This is a genomic window from Rhizobium sp. USDA 3886 (assembly GCF_056279785.1).
Map to the genome: position 1 here is coordinate 487,858 of NZ_JBWCDC010000001.1, position 18,488 is coordinate 506,345.

The 18,488-nt window shown below is 60.3% G+C and carries 18 protein-coding genes and 1 pseudogene; 9 read left to right on the forward strand and 10 right to left on the reverse strand.

Translation table 11 applies throughout. The annotated features are described in order from the left end of the window. Window positions 1–27 precede the first annotated feature (27 nt). Together ACZ9BX_RS02445 and ACZ9BX_RS02450 are read right to left on the reverse strand one after the other, a co-directional pair. Window positions 28–1,053 (reverse strand): zinc-dependent alcohol dehydrogenase family protein, encoded by a 1,026-nt coding sequence (locus tag ACZ9BX_RS02445; protein ID WP_476215508.1) that lies wholly within the window; start codon window positions 1,051–1,053, stop codon window positions 28–30. A gap of 72 nt (window positions 1,054–1,125) precedes the next feature. Continuing rightward, window positions 1,126–1,953, reverse strand: a complete 828-nt coding sequence (locus ACZ9BX_RS02450; RefSeq protein WP_476215510.1) for a LytTR family DNA-binding domain-containing protein — start codon at window positions 1,951–1,953, stop codon at window positions 1,126–1,128. Here ACZ9BX_RS02450 and ACZ9BX_RS02455 point away from each other — a divergent pair. Then, entirely contained in the window at window positions 1,952–2,476 is a 525-nt protein-coding gene (locus tag ACZ9BX_RS02455) for a DUF2306 domain-containing protein (protein WP_476215512.1), read from the forward strand. The genes ACZ9BX_RS02450 and ACZ9BX_RS02455 overlap by 2 nt on opposite strands. Window positions 2,477–2,557: 81 nt before the next feature. Continuing rightward, complete coding sequence (gene ypfJ, locus ACZ9BX_RS02460) at window positions 2,558–3,490, forward strand: KPN_02809 family neutral zinc metallopeptidase (RefSeq protein WP_476215514.1); 933 nt, start codon at window positions 2,558–2,560, stop codon at window positions 3,488–3,490. A gap of 75 nt (window positions 3,491–3,565) precedes the next feature. Here the strand turns inward: ypfJ and ACZ9BX_RS02465 are convergent, their stop codons facing one another. After that, window positions 3,566–4,561, reverse strand: coding sequence for an aldo/keto reductase (locus ACZ9BX_RS02465; RefSeq protein WP_476215515.1), 996 nt, complete (start codon window positions 4,559–4,561; stop codon window positions 3,566–3,568). 109 nt (window positions 4,562–4,670) lie between these two features. On the opposite strand from ACZ9BX_RS02465, the gene ACZ9BX_RS02470 reads away from it, so the two are divergent. The 3 genes from ACZ9BX_RS02470 (at window position 4,671) to ACZ9BX_RS02480 (ending at window position 8,528) form a co-directional block, all read left to right on the forward strand. Continuing rightward, on the forward strand, window positions 4,671–5,573 hold the full coding sequence (locus tag ACZ9BX_RS02470; protein WP_476215517.1) for a LysR family transcriptional regulator: 903 nt from the start codon (window positions 4,671–4,673) through the stop codon (window positions 5,571–5,573). Window positions 5,574–5,731: 158 nt separating this feature from the next. Beyond that, window positions 5,732–6,979 carry a TCR/Tet family MFS transporter gene (locus ACZ9BX_RS02475; protein WP_476215518.1) on the forward strand — a complete coding sequence of 416 codons (1,248 nt, stop codon included), beginning with the start codon at window positions 5,732–5,734 and terminating at the stop codon, window positions 6,977–6,979. Window positions 6,980–7,124: 145 nt separating this feature from the next. After that, window positions 7,125–8,528 (forward strand): MATE family efflux transporter, encoded by a 1,404-nt coding sequence (locus tag ACZ9BX_RS02480; RefSeq protein WP_476215520.1) that lies wholly within the window; start codon window positions 7,125–7,127, stop codon window positions 8,526–8,528. On the opposite strand, the gene ACZ9BX_RS02485 is transcribed toward ACZ9BX_RS02480, so the two are convergent. The 3 genes from ACZ9BX_RS02485 to ACZ9BX_RS02495 all read right to left on the reverse strand — a co-directional run bounded on the left by ACZ9BX_RS02485 (window position 8,486) and on the right by ACZ9BX_RS02495 (window position 11,330). Continuing rightward, on the reverse strand, window positions 8,486–9,565 hold the full coding sequence (locus ACZ9BX_RS02485; protein ID WP_476215522.1) for an acyltransferase family protein: 1,080 nt from the start codon (window positions 9,563–9,565) through the stop codon (window positions 8,486–8,488). The two genes, ACZ9BX_RS02480 and ACZ9BX_RS02485, sit on opposite strands and share 43 nt — an antisense overlap. Window positions 9,566–9,664: 99 nt before the next feature. Beyond that, a complete protein-coding gene (locus ACZ9BX_RS02490) occupies window positions 9,665–9,985 on the reverse strand; it encodes an antibiotic biosynthesis monooxygenase family protein (RefSeq protein ID WP_086994487.1) in 321 nt (106 codons plus the stop codon). Window positions 9,986–10,142: 157 nt separating this feature from the next. Beyond that, window positions 10,143–11,330: a hypothetical protein gene (locus ACZ9BX_RS02495; protein WP_476215524.1), complete on the reverse strand. Its 1,188-nt coding sequence runs from the start codon at window positions 11,328–11,330 to the stop codon at window positions 10,143–10,145. 220 nt (window positions 11,331–11,550) lie between these two features. Here ACZ9BX_RS02495 and parC point away from each other — a divergent pair, with 220 nt between their 5' ends. Both parC and ACZ9BX_RS02505 read left to right on the forward strand, forming a co-directional pair. Continuing rightward, complete coding sequence (gene parC / locus ACZ9BX_RS02500; RefSeq protein ID WP_476215526.1) at window positions 11,551–13,806, forward strand: DNA topoisomerase IV subunit A; 2,256 nt, start codon at window positions 11,551–11,553, stop codon at window positions 13,804–13,806. A gap of 155 nt (window positions 13,807–13,961) precedes the next feature. Then, window positions 13,962–14,417 carry an SRPBCC family protein gene (locus ACZ9BX_RS02505; protein ID WP_476215528.1) on the forward strand — a complete coding sequence of 152 codons (456 nt, stop codon included), beginning with the start codon at window positions 13,962–13,964 and terminating at the stop codon, window positions 14,415–14,417. Here the strand turns inward: ACZ9BX_RS02505 and ACZ9BX_RS02510 are convergent. The 4 genes and pseudogenes from ACZ9BX_RS02510 to hemB form a co-directional block, all read right to left on the reverse strand. Beyond that, window positions 14,406–14,552 (reverse strand): annotated as a pseudogene (locus ACZ9BX_RS02510) (type II toxin-antitoxin system death-on-curing family toxin); the annotation flags it as partial. The gene ACZ9BX_RS02505 and the pseudogene ACZ9BX_RS02510 sit on opposite strands and share 12 nt — an antisense overlap. Window positions 14,553–14,595: 43 nt before the next feature. Next, window positions 14,596–15,372, reverse strand: a complete 777-nt coding sequence (locus ACZ9BX_RS02515) for an arginyltransferase (RefSeq protein ID WP_027508471.1) — start codon at window positions 15,370–15,372, stop codon at window positions 14,596–14,598. A gap of 172 nt (window positions 15,373–15,544) precedes the next feature. Continuing rightward, window positions 15,545–16,003, reverse strand: coding sequence for an RDD family protein (locus tag ACZ9BX_RS02520; RefSeq protein ID WP_027508472.1), 459 nt, complete (start codon window positions 16,001–16,003; stop codon window positions 15,545–15,547). A 71-nt stretch (window positions 16,004–16,074) separates the two neighbouring features. Continuing rightward, on the reverse strand, window positions 16,075–17,088 hold the full coding sequence (gene hemB / locus ACZ9BX_RS02525) for a porphobilinogen synthase (protein ID WP_476215531.1): 1,014 nt from the start codon (window positions 17,086–17,088) through the stop codon (window positions 16,075–16,077). 132 nt (window positions 17,089–17,220) lie between these two features. On the opposite strand from hemB, the gene ACZ9BX_RS02530 reads away from it, so the two are divergent. Then, entirely contained in the window at window positions 17,221–17,658 is a 438-nt protein-coding gene (locus ACZ9BX_RS02530; RefSeq protein ID WP_027508474.1) for a DUF6163 family protein, read from the forward strand. A 131-nt stretch (window positions 17,659–17,789) separates the two neighbouring features. Further along, a complete protein-coding gene (ldtR, locus tag ACZ9BX_RS02535; protein ID WP_027508475.1) occupies window positions 17,790–18,305 on the forward strand; it encodes a transcriptional regulator LdtR in 516 nt (171 codons plus the stop codon). The last annotated feature ends 183 nt before the right edge of the window (window positions 18,306–18,488 follow it).

Below are 18,488 nucleotides of genomic sequence, written 5' to 3' on the forward strand. Positions count from 1 at the left end.
GGAATCCGAAAACTCCTGAAATGCCGGTCAGGGAGCCGGCACGACGATCACGCGGATTTCGCCGTTTCGCGCCGGATTGGCAATCGCGTCCGGTGCGTCATCAAGCCCGATCCGGCGGGAGATGAGAGGCTCGACCTTGATGGCGCCAGAGGCGATCAGGTCCGCGGCGCGGCCATGGGTGAACGGGTTCAGGAACGAGTTCACCAGCTTGATCTCGCGGAACAGCAGATCGAAGGGCTGCAGCGAAATTCTGGCGCCTTGCGGCATGACACCGAGGACCACGACGGTGCCGCCGCGGCGGGCGAGGAGAGGCGCCTGCTCCATGGTCTCAGTCACCCCCGCGCATTCGAACACGATATCGGCCCCGCCCGGCAGAAGGCCGTCGTCAGGCGTCACCAGACCGGCGGTGTCGCCTGCCAACGGATCGACCGTGACCGTCGCCCCAAGCTCTTCGGCGAGCCGCCGTTTAGCGGCGTTGCGCGTCACGAGCACGACGCGCGTTGCGCCGGCAAGCCGCGCAAGCTGCACGACGAGCAGGCCGATCACGCCGCCGCCGAGCACCGCCACGGATGCGCCGGCCTTGATCTCCGCCAGATCGACGCCGTGCAGACAGCAGGCGAGGGGTTCACAGAAGACGCCATGCAGCGGTGCCAGCGACTGTGGCAGCTCGAACGCCTGTTGCTCCGGCATGCAGACATATTCGGCAAAACCGCCATCCCGGTGAATGCCGATCGCCTGCAGGTTCCGGCAGAGATTGACACGTCCGCGCTGGCAGTCCGGGCAGCGTCCGCAGGCGATGTTCGGGTCGCCTGTCACCCGCATGCCGGGAGGAAAGGCGGTTACGCCTTCTCCGACGGCTTCGACGATGCCGGTGAATTCATGCCCGAGCGTCACCGGCGGCTTCGACGGAAATTCACCCAGGAACAGATGACGGTCAGTACCACAGATGCCGCAGGCCTCGACCTTCACCAGCACTTCGCCAGGCCCCGGCACCGGTTTTTCCACACGGCTCACCGCAAGCCGTCCCGTCGCTTCCAGGCGCACAGCTCTCATTAGATCCTCCTGCATCCTCTCCTTCAGTGAGGGCGAAAGCAGGAGTCGCGTCAAGCATTTGCTGCAATTTCCTCAACCAAAGTGCCGCCGCACCTCTGCCGCGTAGCTGCGGCTGACTGGAATTTCGAAGCCGTCGCGCGTCAGGATAAGCAGCTTTCCGTTGTCCCGCTTCAAGCGCTCGACATGGGCATCGGCGATCCAATGCGAGCGATGAACCTGCAGCCCGGCTGTGCCGCCCGTCTCCCTCAGCGCGTCGGCAAAGCGCAGCAGCACGAGTTCGCGCCCGAGACTTGTCACGACTTCGGTGTAATGGTCTTGCACCGAGAGCCTGAGCAGTTCGCCCCGGTTCTGCGGCTTCAGCCTGTCAAGAATGGAAGGCGGTCGCGGCGTACTGCCTGATGTCGCAACCACTTCTTTGATCCGCTCGTTCATTGCCATGTAGGTGAGCAGACAGAAGAGCGCGCAGAGTGGTAAGGCAAAGAACGCGCGTTGCAGGCCGCTCTGCATCGAATGCCGCGTGCCGTCGAAGATGAAGTCTATAAGGCTAAGAACATAGCCGATCGGCAGCGCTGCGGCGACCGAGCCGAGCATCATCCGCCAGAACATGCTCGCGATATGGCGGCGCAACAGAACCTCCGCAATCACCGAACAGAGGATCGCGATCGACCAGGCCGCCGCCTGAACGACCAGCCAGTAGCCGAGCCTTTGGCCCGCCGTCATTCGCTCGGACGTCCCGTAGGGACCGCTGACCGCAAAGATCAGAATGACTACGGCAAAGGTTCCCCAGAAGCGCGGCGAACGGATAAATAGCCGCAATTCGCGAAGCGTGGATTGCATGAAGGAGTGATCCACGAAGTTTTCCTGCCATTCACGCCAAATCGATTGAGAGAGAGAACTCATGGCGGAAAGATCGCTCAAGTTCAACCGGATACCAACCATGACCCTTGAGCCGCTTCTTCAAGCCCCGCTTGCCATCCAGATCCACGTTGCTGCTGTCACGCCTGCAGCACTCCTCGGCGCCTACATTCTGCTTCGCCCGAAAGGTACCCGCCGCCACAAGGCGCTTGGCAGGATCTGGATGATACTGATGGTGGTCACGGCGCTTTCCAGCTTCTTTATTCATGAGCTCGATCTGTTTTTCGGCTTCGGCCCGATCCATCTCCTTTCGACTGCAACGCTCTTCGGCAGCTGGCAGGCGATAGCTGCGGCGCGCCGGCGCGACATTCGTACGCACAAGCGTATCGTCAAAGGTCTCTATTTCGGCGGCGTTATCAGCGCTGGTCTGTTCACGCTCGTGCCGGGGCGAATCATGAATGAGGTGATCTTCAGCGGGAATGATACGGCTTCGGCCATGGCCGGCATTGGGCTCGTGACTATCGGCGCCATTCTCGTGCTTCGTCCGCGTCTAAAGCTCTTCGCCTGAAACCTGCTGGCATTCGCACCCTCGCCGGATATATAATTGCACTTAGAGCGCATGCCTGCGCATCGTCGGGGGAGAATTCAGATGGAATGGAAGGGGCGCCGCCAGTCGGACAATGTCGAGGATCGCCGCGGTGATGCGACAGGTGGCGGGCTCCGGCGCAATCCGTTCGGCCGCAACGGCGGCTTCAGCTTTCCGTCCGGCGGCGGTGTGGGGCGCAGGGGTGGCGGGCTTTCGATCGGCACGATCATCTTCCTCGTCGTCATTTATCTGATCTTCAAGGCGATGGGCATCGACCTGATGCAGGCGTTGGACGGCGGCATGACGGGCGGCTCCGGCTACGAGCAAAGCCAATCGGAGGGCACGAGCACGCCTGCCAATGACGAGATGACCGCGTTCATGCGCACCGTGCTCGCCGAGACCGAGGACACCTGGCGCGGCATCTTCCAGGCACAGGGCAGGGAATATGAAGACCCGACGCTGGTGCTCTTTGCGGATGCCACACGATCGGCCTGTGGTTTCGCATCCGCCGCCACCGGGCCGTTCTATTGCCCAGGCGATCACAAGGTCTATCTCGACACCACGTTCTTCCAGGAGCTTGAGAGCAAGTTCGGCGCCTCCGGCGATTTCGCCGAAGCCTATGTCGTGGCCCACGAAGTCGGCCACCACGTCCAGAACCTTCTCGGCATTCTGCCGAAGTTCAACGAAGCGCGCCAGCGCATGAGCGAAGCCGACGCCAACAAGATGTCGGTGCGCGTCGAGCTGCAGGCCGATTGCTTTGCGGGCATCTGGGGCAAATATACCGAGCAGAAGGGCATCCTCGAAGCCGGCGACCTTGAGGAGGCGCTGAACGCCGCCCAACAGATCGGCGACGATACGCTGCAGAAGCGCAGCCAAGGCTATGTCGTGCCGGAAAGCTTCAATCACGGCACGTCGGATCAGCGCATGCGCTGGTTCAAGCGTGGCTTCGACAGCGGTCAGCTCGCCGCCTGCGATACGTTCTCCGGCCCGGTCTGAGTCGAGCGGCGTTGCCGCTTGCTCTCTCACCTTTCGAAGGGAGGGCAAGCGGTACTCACAGTCGACGGACTGTCGCTATCTCTCGCTATCCATATGCTTCAACTGCGCATCCGGGTAGCGCGCGCCTGCCGCGGCATCCTTTGGCACGGCGCGTTCGATCGCGGCCATATCGTCGGCCGAAAGCTCGACGGCTCTTGAACCGAGCGCTTCTGTCAGCCGGTCGCGGCGGCGGGCGCCGACGAGCGGGATGATGTCCTTGCCCTGTGCGGCAACCCAGGCGATCGCGATCTGTGCGACCGAGACCCGCTTTGCCTCGGCGATTTTGCGGAGTTCTTCGACGAGCGCCAGGTTCTGCTCGATATTGCCCTCTTGGAAGCGCGGGCTGTGGCTGCGGAAATCGCCTTTGCTGCTTTCCAGGCCCTTGTGCCAGTGGCCGCTGATCAGGCCTCGCGAAAGGACGCCGTAAGCGGTGATTGAGATGCCGAGTTCGCGGCAGGTGGGCAGGATCACATCTTCGATGCCGCGGGAAATCAGCGAATATTCGATCTGAAGATCGACGATCGGATGGACGGCGGCTGCTCTGCGGATCGTGTCGGCGCCGACTTCGGAAAGCCCGACATGCCGGACATAACCAGCCTTGATCATATCGGCGATCGCGCCGACGGTTTCTTCGATCGGCACATTGGGATCGAGTCGGGCGGGGCGGTAGATATCGATGTAATCGACGCCGAGACGCTGCAGCGAATAGGCGACGAAGTTCTTGAGTGCCGCGGGCCGGCAATCGTAGCCGAGCCACGCGCCCTGCGGATCGCGAAGCGCTCCGGTCTTGACGCTGATCACGACACTGTCCCGTTTGCGGCCTTTCAATGCCTCGCCGATCAGCATCTCGTTATGGCCCATGCCGTAGAAATCGCCAGTATCCAGCAGGTTGACGCCGGCATCCAGCGCGGCATGGATGGTGGCGATGCCCTCTTCGCGATCGGAAGGGCCGTACATGCCCGACATGCCCATGCAGCCGAGGCCGATGGCGGAAACTTCAGGCCCGGTCTTTCCCAAACGATAGGTCTGCATCTCTTTCTCCTCTTCGATACCCGAGCGGCATCCTTGAAGTATTTTTACTACGGCAGAATTTGTGCGATAATCTGGATAATCTTGAACAACCTGTACGGAAATACGCACAATGGATGACTTGCCTCTCAGTGATCTGGCTGCCTTTGCCACCATTGCAAGAGAGCGGAGCTTTCGCGCGGCAGCCCGCAAGCGCGGAGTGTCGCCTTCCTCCCTCAGCGAATCCCTCCGGCGCCTCGAAGAGCGGCTCGGCGTACGTCTTCTCAACCGCACGACCCGCAGCGTGACGCCGACCGAGGCCGGCGAAAGGCTGCTGGAGCGCCTCGCGCCGGCGCTTGGCGAGGTCGCTTCGGCGCTCAGCCAACTCGATAGCTTTCGCGACAGCCCGGCGGGGACGCTGCGGCTTAACGTGCCGGTGATCGCCGCAAAGCTCTTCCTGCCGGATCTCGCCAACCGGTTTCTGCAGCGCTATCCGCAGATCACGCTTGAAGTGGTTGCCGAAGACAGCTTCATCGACGTGCTCGCCGCGGGCTATGACGCCGGCATACGCTATGGCGAGCGATTGGAGCGCGACATGATCGCCGTGCCGATCGGCCCACGCCGCCAGTGCTATATCGTTGCTGCGTCGCCTGCCTACCTCGAACGACGCGGCGTGCCGCAGCACCCGAAGGACCTGCTCGGGCACGATTGCATCCGCCACCGTTTCCTGAGCGGCGCACCGTTCGCCTGGGAATTCGAGCGCGGTGGCGAAACACTGGTGATCTCGCCGTCCGGGCCGCTGGTGGCCAACGTCATCGAGATGGAGGTTGGTGCTGCCGTCGCTGGCCTCGGCGTCATCGGCTCCTTCGAGGAAGTCCTCGCTCCTGCCATAGCACGCGGCGAACTGGTCCCGATCCTTCAGGAGTGGATCACGGAATTCTCCGGTCCGTTTCTCTATTATGCCGGCCGTAGGCACATGCCGTCGGCGTTGCGCGCATTTGTCGATTTCGTGAAGGAGCAGCGGCGGACCGCCTGAAATCCCCGTTTGTTCCGCCCGCCGATCAATTTCGCTGGCGGCTTGATCAAAAACTTTGAAATGTTCACGTATTGTTTCATTTTTCGCGATGAGCTATGTAACAACCCCGGCGACGAGATCGTCTTTCCAGAAAGCAACCCCCTGTTGAGAGATGTTCCATGCTTGATCCCAAATTCGTTCGCCGCGGCCTCTTCCTCGTTTTCGTGATCCTGTTTCTGGACGTAATTGGCATTGCGATCATCATGCCGGTGCTGCCCGCCTATCTGGAGGAACTCACCGGCGGCACCATCAGCGATGCCGCACTCGACGGCGGCTGGCTGCTGGTCGTCTATGCCGGCATGCTGTTCTTGTTCTCGCCCCTGCTTGGCAATCTCAGTGACCGTTTCGGCCGCCGCCCGATCCTGCTTCTCTCCGTGTTGACCTTCGCGATCGACAATCTGATCTGCGCGGTCGCCACCAGCTTCTGGATGCTTTTTGTCGGCCGGGCGCTCGCAGGCTTCAGCGGCGGCAGCTATGCGACGTGTTCGGCCTATATCGCTGACATCAGCAATGACGAGAACCGCGCCAAGAATTTCGGCCTAATCGGCATCGCCTTCGGGGTCGGTTTCACCATCGGCCCCGTTATCGGCGGCATCCTCGGTGAGTTCGGCCCGCGCGTTCCGTTCTTCGGCGCGGCGGCGCTTTCCTTCCTCAATTTCGTCGCGGCCTATTGCCTGCTGCCGGAAACGCTGGATGCCAAACATCGGCGCACCTTCGAATGGAAGCGGGCCAATCCGCTGGGCGCGTTGAAGCAGATGCGCAATTATCCCGGCATCGGCTGGGTCGGCGCCGTCATGTTCCTCTTCTGGCTGGCACATGCCGTTTATCCGTCCGTCTGGTCCTTCGTTTCGACCTATCGCTACGGCTGGAGCGAGGGCCAGATCGGCCTTTCGCTTGGCATCTACGGTATCGGCGCCGCGATCGTCATGGGCCTCGTGCTGCCGAAGATCGTGCCGGTGCTTGGCGAGTGGAAGACTGCGGTCGTCGGCCTTTCTTTCTCGGTCGTCGGCCTGACGGGCTATGCTTTCGCCTGGGAGGGCTGGGTCGTCTATACGGTCATCATCCTGACCGTCATGGAAAACGTCGCCGATCCGCCGCTTCGCAGTATTGCCGCCGGCAAGGTGCCGCCGTCGGCACAGGGTGAATTGCAGGGAGCGCTCACGAGCCTCAGCAGCATCACGACGATCGTCGGCCCGCTGATCTTCACGCAGATGTTCGGCTATTTCACCAAGCCGGATGCTCCGGTGACCTTTGCCGGTGCGCCCTACCTGCTGGCCGCTTTCTTTATTCTCTCGGCGGCTCTGGTCTTTCTCGCGAAGGTTAAGACTGCGAAGCGCCCGGAAGCCCTGGAAGCGGCGGCGGAGTGAGCTATCAGAATTCGTGATGATGTGATGAATTTTTCATCATTTGCCTCTTTTGGGGTGGCTCTTTGCGGGGCTTTGATCTAAGGCCCGATATTACTTTGCCGCGAAATGCGGCCCAAAGTGATTCAACCAAACGGGAATGGCTCTGATGGACGCGCCGATCGACGTGCACAGGCTTGCGCCGCAAACTGACAATCGTTGGGGTGCGCATTTCCGCGCCACGCTGGCGCTCGGCATTCCGTTCATGGGCGCACAGCTTGCCCAGCTTGGCATCAACACGACGGACGTGATGATCGTCGGCCGCCTCGGCGCTGAGAATCTCGCTGCCATGGTCCTTTCGGCACAGTTTCTGTTCACGATCCTGATTTTTGGTTCGGGCTTTGCCATCGCGGTTATTCCGATGGTAGCGCAGGCTTACGGCCGGGGCGATATCGTCACAGTTCGCCGCTCGATGCGCATGGGCCTTTGGATGGTCACCGTCTATTGGCTCGTCATGCAGCCGGCCTTTTTCTATGCCGAGGAGATATTGCTCGTCGCTGGCCAGAAGCCGGAAGTGGCAAAGCTTGCGCACGGCTATATCCTGATCGGCCATTTCGGCGTGCTGCCGGGGCTGCTCTATAACGTCGTGCGGGCGCTCGTCAGCGCGATCGGCAAGGCTGCCGTCGTCCTGAACGTGACCATTGCCATGCTGGTGATGAACGCGATCTTCGCCTACGCCCTCATCCTCGGCCATTTCGGTTTTCCGGCAATGGGCCTTCAGGGCGCTGCGATCGTCTCGGTCGCGGTGCAGACCGCGGGCTTTATCTTCATCCTCGCCTATGTGCAGATGAGGGAGGAGACACGGCGCTATGAAATCCTGGTGCGCTTGTGGCGGCCGGACTGGCACGCGCTTTGGGATGTCGTTCGTCTCGGTCTGCCGATCAGCGTGACCATTCTTGCGGAGGTCAGCCTCTTTACGGTTGCCTCGCTGCTGATGGGTTATATCGGCACGATCGAGCTTGCGGCACATGGCATTGCGCTCCAATGGGCGTCGATCGCCTTCATGATCCCACTCGGCCTCTCGCAGGCCGCAACCGTCCGCGTTGGCATTGCGCACGGGCAAGGGGATCATTCCGCTCTGGTTCGCGCCTCGATCGCGGTGCTGATCATCGCGGCGGCGATCTCGGGTATCGGGGGTATCCTGTTTGCGGTCATGCCGGAGTTCCTGGCGCGCTGGTTCCTCGACGTCAGTCGTCCCGAGGCTTCGCAAGTGCTTGCCTATGCCGGCCCGCTGATCGTCGTCGCCGGCCTTTTCCAACTTGTCGACGGCATGCAGGCGGTTGCCAGCGGTTTGCTGCGCGGCCTCAAGGATGCGCGCGTGCCGATGATCATGGCGCTGATCGCCTATTGGCCGATCGGCTTCTTCCTTGCCTGGTTCTTCGCTTTCCCGATGGGCTTCGGCGGCGTCGGCATCTGGTTCGGCTTCCTCGTCGGCCTTGCGGCGGCTGCCATCATGCTCTGCGCACGTTTCTACATTCTCGTGCGCCGCGAGGAGAAAATGGCCGGCGCCTGAGCCGCATCGAGCTTCCCCAGCCATTTCGCGTCTTCGCGATGCCGTTTCCATCGTGATACGAGAAAGCGGCGTGCCGGTACCTCGATCACATAGTAACTCACGCAAGCAAGCCCGAAGGCAGTGGCTACTCCGACGGCGATAACGAGATCCGACGGTGCGGTACCGCCGAGCGTCTTCTCGACGAGAAAGAGCGCAGGCGCGTGGAAGAGATAGAGCGAGAAGCTGATTCTGCCGGCGAAGCGTAACGGAGCTGCGCCGAAGGCTACTACGGAGATCGGATGCTCAAGTGCCACCAGAAAGACCGATAGCGCAGCCGCAAAAGCCGTCGCCATATCCCAGAGTGAGCTCGCGGATTGCGGTGCGACGCCCTGACGAACCAGTAGGAACAGCGGTAACAGCAGCGCAAGCATCCCAATTATGATGTTTGGCCCTTGTCTGTCGATGCGCCGGTGCATTCGACCTGCGACAACGCCGAATAAAAAGAACGGCAGCTTGGATGGCAGCATGATGCCGCTACCGGGAAATCCGAGTAGTCCGTCGAGCGCCAGGAAGGTGGCGATGGCAATCGCGATATTCCGGTAGCGAATAGGATTCGATAGAAAGAGCCATATTAATGGGAAAAGCAGATAAAACTGAATCTCGGGCGGGACCGACCAGAAAACCCCGCTAGAGCCCATTAGTGCCATATGGCGGAGTACCTGACCTATACCGTTGATCGGCTGGAAATAATTCAGGTCCTGAAAGAGCGACAGGAGCGCAATGGCCAGCACTGCAGCAATATAAACAGGATAGATGCGCGCGAAGCGAGTTACGAGAAAGTCGGCACAGCTTTTCGGACTGAGCGGCCGATTGCCGTAGATGTACGCCATCAGGAAGCCACTCAGTGCAAAAAATAGGCCTACTGCATTGCTGCCGATATCGCGGATAGGCATGGAGAGGGCGGAGGGAAACATCAGATTGACGTGCGCGACAATCACGCCTGCGGCAGCAATGCCACGCAGACCGTCAAGGCTAGCGATGTGGCGTTCCCTGTCCATATCCAACCTCTGAAAAGCCCTGAGGCTCGCCAGAGGTTGTAGAGTAGCGATCTTAAGGCCCCATTAAGGCTTGTTGACCGTCGGGCCGATGCCATGCTCCTACGCCGCAACTGGCTTGTAATTGGCGATGTCGGCGCGAATGCCGAGCCGTGCGAAAAGCGCCTGCGGATCGAAGTTACGTGCCCGGTGCGCCGCTTGGACGGCGGCCTTCACCCGCTCGAGGACCTCAGCGCTTTCCCACTCGGCGATCGTCACGAAATTGAATTCGCCCGGTCCCGAAACCTGCTCCAGAACGGTGTGCCGAATGAAGCCTTCCTGGGCCTGCAGCACCTCGTGCGTCTTCAGCACATTGATCAGAAACTCCTCGCGTGCCGCCTCCGGCACCGCAAACTTGTCCACGCGATAAAAAGCGCCGTTCATCACCATCTCCTTGGTTTTCGATGTCACGGCAACCGGTCTAGTTCCTCAAGTTAAGTTGAGGTCAAGCGACGCAGAAAGAAAATCCCGCCTTGTAAACTTACTCCCGAAAGTTGGACCACTTCGGGGGCAAGTTTACAAGGCGGGCCTTTTCGTCAGCTTACTGGTTCGCCGTTACCTTCACACCGAGCACGTTCGGCAAAGTGTTCGGTGCGCCCATCGCAGCGCCCATGATGGTCGGGAAGGGGACCGGCTGAGGCGGCGCGGCGCTGACGGTGAAGCTATTCGGGTCGTCGAGATAGGTGTTGACCGCTGCCGAAATCGCGTTCTGCAGTTCCGGGATGTTGAGCTGCGCCAGCGCGATCGGCGCCATCGCCTTCAGCGCATCTGCCATCTGCTGTGCCGAGATGTTCTGCTTAGAGCCTGCATATTCCAGCGCGCGCTTCGTGATCGACGCGTCATCGAAGCGGATTTCGGCACCGTTGAACGAAAGCTGCTGCATGAGGCCGAGCATGGCGAGGCCGAGCGCCTGCTGCGCTTCTTCCTTGTTGGGATTGGTTTCGGAAGCCTTGGTTGCCTCCTGCAGCGACTTCACGAAGGGCAGGGTGTATCCCGAAATCTTGAAGGCAAGGTTCAGGCGGCCGACATTCGTGACGTCGAAGGCGAATTCGGAGATATCGATCGCACCGGGGCCGAGGTCCCACGCGCCTTTCATGGTGATGTCGCCGTTGAGGTGCTGCAGGGCGAGCTTCTCGATCGCTTCCTTCGCCTGCGGGTCCGGAGTATCGCTGAGGTCTGCCTTCATGCTCTTGAATGCGCCGTCGAAGTCGAAGCCGGATTCGTCCTCGCGCAGCGTCAGGTTCATGTCCGTCTCGCCGAGCGAGAAGACTTCCTTGCCGCCGTTGACCACTTTTATCGGACCGGCATGAGCGGTTTCGTAAAGCAGGATCGAATCGAGGCGGTCGCCGCTGGCGTCTGCCGGGATCGAGATGCCGCCGAGCGTCAGTTCGGAGGCGCTGACCGTCGTGCCATCCTTGGTCACGTTGATGTCGGGGAAGGCTGCTTCCTCGATGTAGTAACCGCCGTCTTCGTCTTCCTCGACGCCGGTCATCGTGATGTCGCCGATGTTGAGGGCGTCGCTGCCAGTCGGCTTGAAGCTCGCGTTCTTCAGCGTCACCGTCGTGTCGTTGACGTCGACACCATCGGTAGTGATCGTTCCGCCTTGGGTACTGTAGGCGGCATTCAACTTTTTCAGAAAATCCTGCCCGTCGAGGGCGACTGCGGAGCCGGCGAGCGACAGAAATGCGGCGCCAGACAGCATCAGCCGGGTTGTCCGGTAAAAAGTCATCGGTAAGTCCTTTGGTGGCGGTTGCAAATTGCAGCGAATTACTGCGGATCGAACGCGGTTTATATTTGCAGGGTTCTAAATTTCTGTTGAAGGGGAAAGCAAACGAAGTCCAAATTTGTGGCGATGCATGATGACCCATTCATGTCGTTCCGGGACGTCATCCACAGGCCAAAGCCCTCGATTCCTTGCCGTGAATCGTCTTCTAGGCTAGGCAGAGCCTATGGGACAAGAGATTTTGCCGCCCTCCGGCGGAGACGACGACAGCATTCACCCGGTTGATCTGAAGGCCGCGCTCGAAGAGCGTTACTTGGCCTATGCGCTTTCGACCATCATGCACCGCGCGCTTCCGGACGTTCGCGATGGCCTGAAGCCGGTCCATCGGCGCATCGTCTATGCGATGAACGAGATGGGGCTCAGACCCAACTCAGCCTTCAGGAAATGCGCCAAGATCGTCGGCGAGGTGATGGGTAACTTCCACCCGCACGGCGACCAGTCGATCTACGACGCACTGGCCCGGCTGGCCCAGGATTTCTCGCAGCGCTACACGCTGGTGAACGGCCAGGGCAATTTCGGCAACATCGATGGCGACAGTCCCGCCGCCATGCGCTACACCGAATCGAAGATGACGGCAGTCTCGGAGCTGCTGCTCGAAGGCATAGATCAGGATGCCGTCGATTTCCGCGACACCTACGACGAATCCAATTCCGAGCCGGTCGTCCTGCCCGGCGCTTTTCCTAACCTGCTCGCGAACGGCTCCTCCGGCATCGCCGTCGGCATGGCGACCTCCATTCCTTCGCACAACGCCCATGAACTTTGCGATGCAGCGCTGCACCTCATCAAGCATCCGGATGCGACTGTCGAAAAGCTCGTCGAATTCATTCCGGGACCGGACTTTCCGACGGGCGGCATCATCATCGACAACCGCGAAAGCATCATTGAGAGCTACCGCACCGGCCGCGGCGGCTTCCGGGTGCGCGCCAAATGGCAGATCGAGGATCTGGGACGCGGCGGCTATCAGATTATCGTCACCGAAATCCCCTTCCAGGTGCAGAAGTCACGTCTGATCGAAAAGATCGCCGAGCTGCTGATTGCCCGCAAGCTGCCGCTGCTGGAAGACATCCGCGACGAATCCGCCGAAGACGTCCGCGTCGTGCTGATGCCGAAGAGCAGGACCGTCGATCCGACGATCCTGATGGAATCGATGTTCAAGCTGACGGAGCTGGAGAACCGCTTTCCGCTGAACATGAATGTTCTTTCCATGGGGCGCATTCCGCGCGTCATGGCGCTGAACGAGGTGCTGAAGGAGTGGCTGGCTCACCGCCGCGAGGTCCTGCAGCGCCGTTCGCGCTTCCGCCTCGCCGCAATCGACAGACGCCTCGAAATCCTCGACGGCCTGTTGATCGCCTACCTGAACATCGACGAGGTGATCCGCATCATCCGCGAGGAGGACGAGCCGAAGCCGGTGATGGTGGCCCGCTGGGGACTGACCGACAACCAGGTCGAAGCGATCCTCAACATGCGGTTACGCTCCTTGCGCAAGCTCGAAGAGTTCGAAATCCGGACCGAGTTTGCCGAGCTCACCACAGAGAAGGCCGGCATCGAGGCGTTGCTCGCCTCCGAGGAAAAGCAGTGGCAGACGGTCGCCTGGGAAATCGGCGAGGTGAAGAAGAAGTTCGCCAAGGCGACCGAAATAGGCCGCCGCCGCACGCAGTTCGCGGAGGCGCCCGAAGCCGACGAGCAGGCCATTCAGCACGCCATGATCGAGAAGGAACCGATCACCGTCGTCGTTTCCGAAAAAGGTTGGATACGTGCGCTGAAGGGCCACATCGCGGACACGGCGAGCCTGACCTTCAAGGAAGGCGACGCGCTGAAGATAGCCTTTCCGGCACAGACGACGGACAAGATACTTGTCGTCACGACCGGCGGCAAAGCTTTCACGCTCGGCGGCGACAAGCTGCCCGGCGGCCGCGGTCACGGCGAGCCGCTGCGAATCATGGTCGACATGGAAAATGATCAGGACGTGCTGACGGCCTTCGTCCATGATCCGGCGCGCAAGCAGATGATCGTCTCGACCGCCGGCAACGGCTTTGTCGTGGCGGAATCCGAAATGGTTGCCAATACCCGCAAGGGTAAGCAGATCATGAATGTTGCGATGCCGGACGAGACCAAGCTCATCGTGCCCGTCAGCGGTGATCACGTTGCCGTCGTCGGTGAGAACCGCAAGATGCTGGTCTTCCCACTGACCCAGGTGCCGGAAATGGCCCGCGGCAAGGGCGTGCGCCTGCAGAGATACAAGGATGGCGGCATTTCCGACGTTCGTTGCTTCGCGATCGCTGACGGTCTTGTTTGGGAAGACAGCGCGGGCCGTACCTTCACAAAAAACAAGGAAGAACTGGCTGAATGGTTGGCTGACCGTGCGTCCGCGGGCCGCCTCGTTCCGAAGGGCTTCCCGCGCAGCGGCAAATTTTCGGGCTGAATGCGATGACAAATTGGCGATCCGCTCTTGGCATGCGGGTCGCGTCCTCTATCTCCCTCCTGTTATCAAAAATTGGGAACGGGTTCATTCCGAAGGCGGACGGAATGGCCGGTGGGCTTTGTGCGCGAGCGCTGCCCTAAAACGGAGGAGCCTCAATGTCTGCCAACACTATCAAGTTGCATGTCGATCACACTTACAACGTACCGCCCTCCGTCGTCTATGACGCATGGCTTAATCCGCAGATGGCCAAACGTTTTCTTTTTGCGACGGAGCAGGGGCATGTTGTCCGCGCCGAAATCGATCCCCGTGTCGGCGGCCGCTTCCTGATCATCGACCGACGCCCGACCGGCGACGCGTGCCACTGCGGCATCTTCCTCGAACTTCGTAGGCCGAAACACATGGTTTTTAGCTTCTCAGCTGAAGAGCACGACCACAATCCCGATCGCGTCGAAATCGACATCGAGCCGCTGGGCGACGGCAGCCGCCTAACGCTGACGCACGAAATGTGCGCCGAATGGGGGGCGTTCGAAGAGAAGACGCGCCAGGGCTGGATGCACGTTATGGAGGGCCTGGAACGGGTGCTGCAGCAGACGGACCGGCTAGCGAGCTAGGGGAACGGAGAAATCACGCAGAAAGCGCGTCGCGCCTGCTTCGTCTATCTCGCCGGCGGCAACAGCGAGGACGAACTCGTATAGACGCGCGTCTGTCGTTTCAATTTCGTAGCCGTTCCGCAGCAGAAAAACGCCGCATGCCCAACACGGCTTCCGCACGCATCCAGGTGAGGGGCATTTAATCGTGCGTGCTTTCGGGCATGGTGGAGGGATCGAAGCGTTCCCAGCCGCGTGGCGTCAGGTGTTCCTGAGGTTGGAAGCGCGTCTTGTAATCCATTTTGCGCGATCCCTGAACCCAATAGCCGAGGTAAACATGCGGAAGGCCGAGCGCCTTGGTGCGCTTCACATGGTCCAGGATCATGAAGGTGCCGAGCGAGCGCCTGTCATATTCCGGATTGAAATAGGAATAGACCATGGAAAGGCCGTCGCTCATCGTGTCGGTCAACGCGGCAGCCAGGAGTTCGCCACGCGGGCGGGCATCGAGACCCGAGCCTTCTTCCCGTTTGCGGTATTCGATGATTTTGGTGTTTACGTGCGTATCTTCCACCATGATCGCATAGTCGAGAACGGTCATGTCGGACATGCCACCTTGCTGGTGGCGGTCGTCGAGATAGCGGCGGAAGAGTGAATACTGCTCGCTGGAAGGCTGCGCCGAAAATTCGGTCGCAATGACATCTGCGTTGTGAGCGAGGACCCGTTTCATCGATTTCGTCGGCTGGAACTCCTGCGCGAGGATGCGCACCGAGACGCAGGCGCGGCAGGATTCGCAAGCTGGGCGGTAGGCGATGTTCTGCGAACGGCGGAAACCGCCTTGCGTCAGTATGTCGTTCATTTCGGCAGCGCGCGGACCGACAAGATGCGTAAAGACCTTACGCTCCATCTCATGCGGCAAATACGGACATGCAGCCGGAGCCGTCAGATAAAACTGCGGTGATGGCGAGGCCTGCGTATTCATTTGCCGGAGAGACGTCCTTTCGCATTGATTGTTTTATTATGACAGCATGACCTAAGAATAGAAAACGTCAACAGCGCGGCCGGTCTGTCCGCGCTATCATTTTCCTATTCTTTTTTGATATGGCGCCACCTGCTGGTCGGCAAAGACCGGCGGCGGGCTTTATTTCGCCGCATCAGGCGGTTCGCACCGTGACCGTGCCCACAAGCAGATCGTGAATGAGTCGGCTGCGCTCGGTAAACAGACCGGCGAGCAGAATCAGCGGCGTCAGCACAGAGTTCAGGATCCAGAAAAGCGCCAGGTGTGCGATCGCTAGGAGGAAATCCATCGGGCGGCCATCGACGCGCACGATTGCGATCCCCATCGCCCGCATGCCGGGCGATGCCTGACTCGGCCCGCCGACCGTCAAGCCGAAATAGAGGCCGGCAACCAGCACGAAGAGCGCCGGATAGAGAAAGAAACCGAGGCCGAGAGTCAGAATCGACAGGAAAAACAGCACGACTGCGGCAGGAATGCAGAGCAGCAGCACGATGATGTAGTCGAGAATGAACGCAAAGACCCGCCGGCTCAGCGTGCCGCTATAGGCGCGCCAGTCTTCCGGTGCGGCATAAAGCGGGTTCGGGTTAAGGCTCATCTGCGGTCTCCTTTGGAAATCGGTGCCACTGATATGGTGTCGGTGGCCGGAGATACAACAATGCGTGAAGATCAGCGCTTTGCCAGCAGTCTGGCGACCTCGATCGCGAAATAGGTCAGGATCCCGTCGCAGCCGGCGCGCTTGAAGGCGAGCAGCGTTTCCAGCATCGCCCGTTCGCCGTCGATCCAGCCGTTCATCGCCGCAGCCTTGATCTGCGTATATTCGCCGGAAACCTGATAGGCGAAGGTCGGAAGGCCGAAAGCCTCCTTCATCCGCCAGCAGATATCGAGATAGGGAAGACCAGGCTTGACCATCAGCATATCCGCGCCCTCCTCAACGTCGAGCGCTGCATCGCGGATCGCCTCGGTGCCATTGGCGGGATCGATGTAATAGGTCTTCTTGTCGCCCTTCAGCAAGCTGCCGGTCGAGATCGCCTCGCGGTAGGGGCCATAGAAAGCGGACGCGAACTTGGTCGCATAGCTCATGATCCCGACATTCTGATGCCCGGCGGCATCGAGTGCCCGGCGGATCGCTCCGATGCGGCCGTCCATCATTTCCGACGGGGCAATGATGTCGGAACCGGCATCAGCCTGCATGACGGCAGCGCGCGCCACCTGATCGACGGTCTCGTCATTGACGATTTCTGAGCCGCGCAGGATGCCGTCATGGCCGTGGCTGGTAAAGGGATCGAGCGCCACGTCGGTGATCACGCCGATGTTCGGGACGGCCTTCTTGATGGCAATCGTCGCCTGATTGATGAGATTGCTGGCCTGAAGGCTGTTCGAGCCCGTCTCGTCGCGCAGTGCCATCTCGATGTTTGGGAAGGTGGCGATCGCCGGGACGCCGAGATCGGCCGCCTCCCGGGCGGCTTCCGCTAATTTGTCGACGCTGATGCGGTTGACGCCCGGCATGGCCGGAATCGGTTGCACGATGCCTGAACCGGGGACTATGAAGACCGGCCATATCAGGTCGTCCACCGTCAGCCGGTTTTCCTGCACAAGGCGCCGCGTCCAGTCCGCCTTGCGGTTGCGGCGCATGCGGCGGTGTCCGGTGATCTCGTCAACGAGGTGGGTCCTGTCCTGCATTGTCTTTCGTCCCTGGCCATTCCATTTATAGGTCCGCTCATTATCATGACGATCCGGAAAACCAAACCGGGCGATTGGCCGCGGCGGATAAGCCGCTGGTGGAGCCGCAACGGGAACCCTAAAGTCTGCGCCATGGAAAATGATTCTCCGACGATGCCGAAGCGGACGCTGATAGACATCCTGTTCATCCTCTTCTTGAGGCTGGTCGCGATCTCCTGCTTCTGGTTCGGCCTGCAGTATTGGGCGATGCTCGTCGGCTATTCGCTCGTGGGAGCAGGGCGCTTCGATCTCCTGAGCCTGCCGTGGAAGGTTGCGGCCACCAGCCTTGCCGTTCTCTTCCCCGTCGCGTCGCTCGGCCTCTGGCTGACGGTATCCTGGGGGCCGGTCGTTTGGGTGCTCGCCGCAGGCGGTCAAATCCTGATGTACGGCCTGCTGCCGCAGACCTTCGGCTCCAACCGGCTCATCCTGCTGATGCATGGCGCGGTTGCCGCCGTCTACCTGGTTTTCCGCCTGGCGCTCTGGCTGGAGAAGCGCCGCCAACGCCGCAAAGTAAGCGTTGATTTACCCTGATACAACGCGGGGTTTTTGGTAAGGTGCTGTTAAGCCTGCAGTTTAAGTAGAATTTTATTTGTATTCGATAAGGTCTGTCTCAAGGCGGGAAGAAAACCAACACCGCCAAACAAAACAGTGAGGCAGTCATCATGAATACGAAAATCAAGCCGCAGGCGGTATCGAACTTCCGTGATCAGCAGGACCACGACATCCGTGATCTTTACATGGAATCCCTTCACCTTGTCGAACGTCTTCACCGCCGCCTTCTGGATGTCATCAAGGACGAGTTCGACCGTCAGGGCCGCAGCGACGTCAACGCCATCCAGGCCCTGCTCCTTTTCAACATCGGCAATTCCGAGCTGACCGCCGGCGAGCTGCGCTCGCGTGGCTACTATCTCGGCTCGAATGTGTCCTACAACGTGAAGAAGCTGGTCGATCTCGGCTTCATCAACCACCAGCGTTCGCGCATCGACCGCCGCTCCGTCCGCATCAGCCTGACGGAAACCGGCACGGAGATCGCCGAAACGGTGGCCAAGCTCTACGAACGCCACATCACTTCGATCGACAAGGTCGGCGGCATTGGCACCGACGAGTTCACCCAGATGAACAAGCTCCTGCAGCGCCTCGACCGCTTCTGGAACGACCAGATCCTTTATCGGCTCTAAGGTAAGAGACCTCCTCCAAGGTCGAAGAAAACCGGATGCGTCCCTGCGCGTCCGGTTTGCCGCGTTCGCAGCCAGCGTGTCATCTTTGCAACGCATCGCGCCCGCGCGCAGCGGCCCTGTATTCAGGCGGTCTTTTAGCCGTTATTAACCAGCATCGTTTACGGATCGATATGGTTTCGTCCG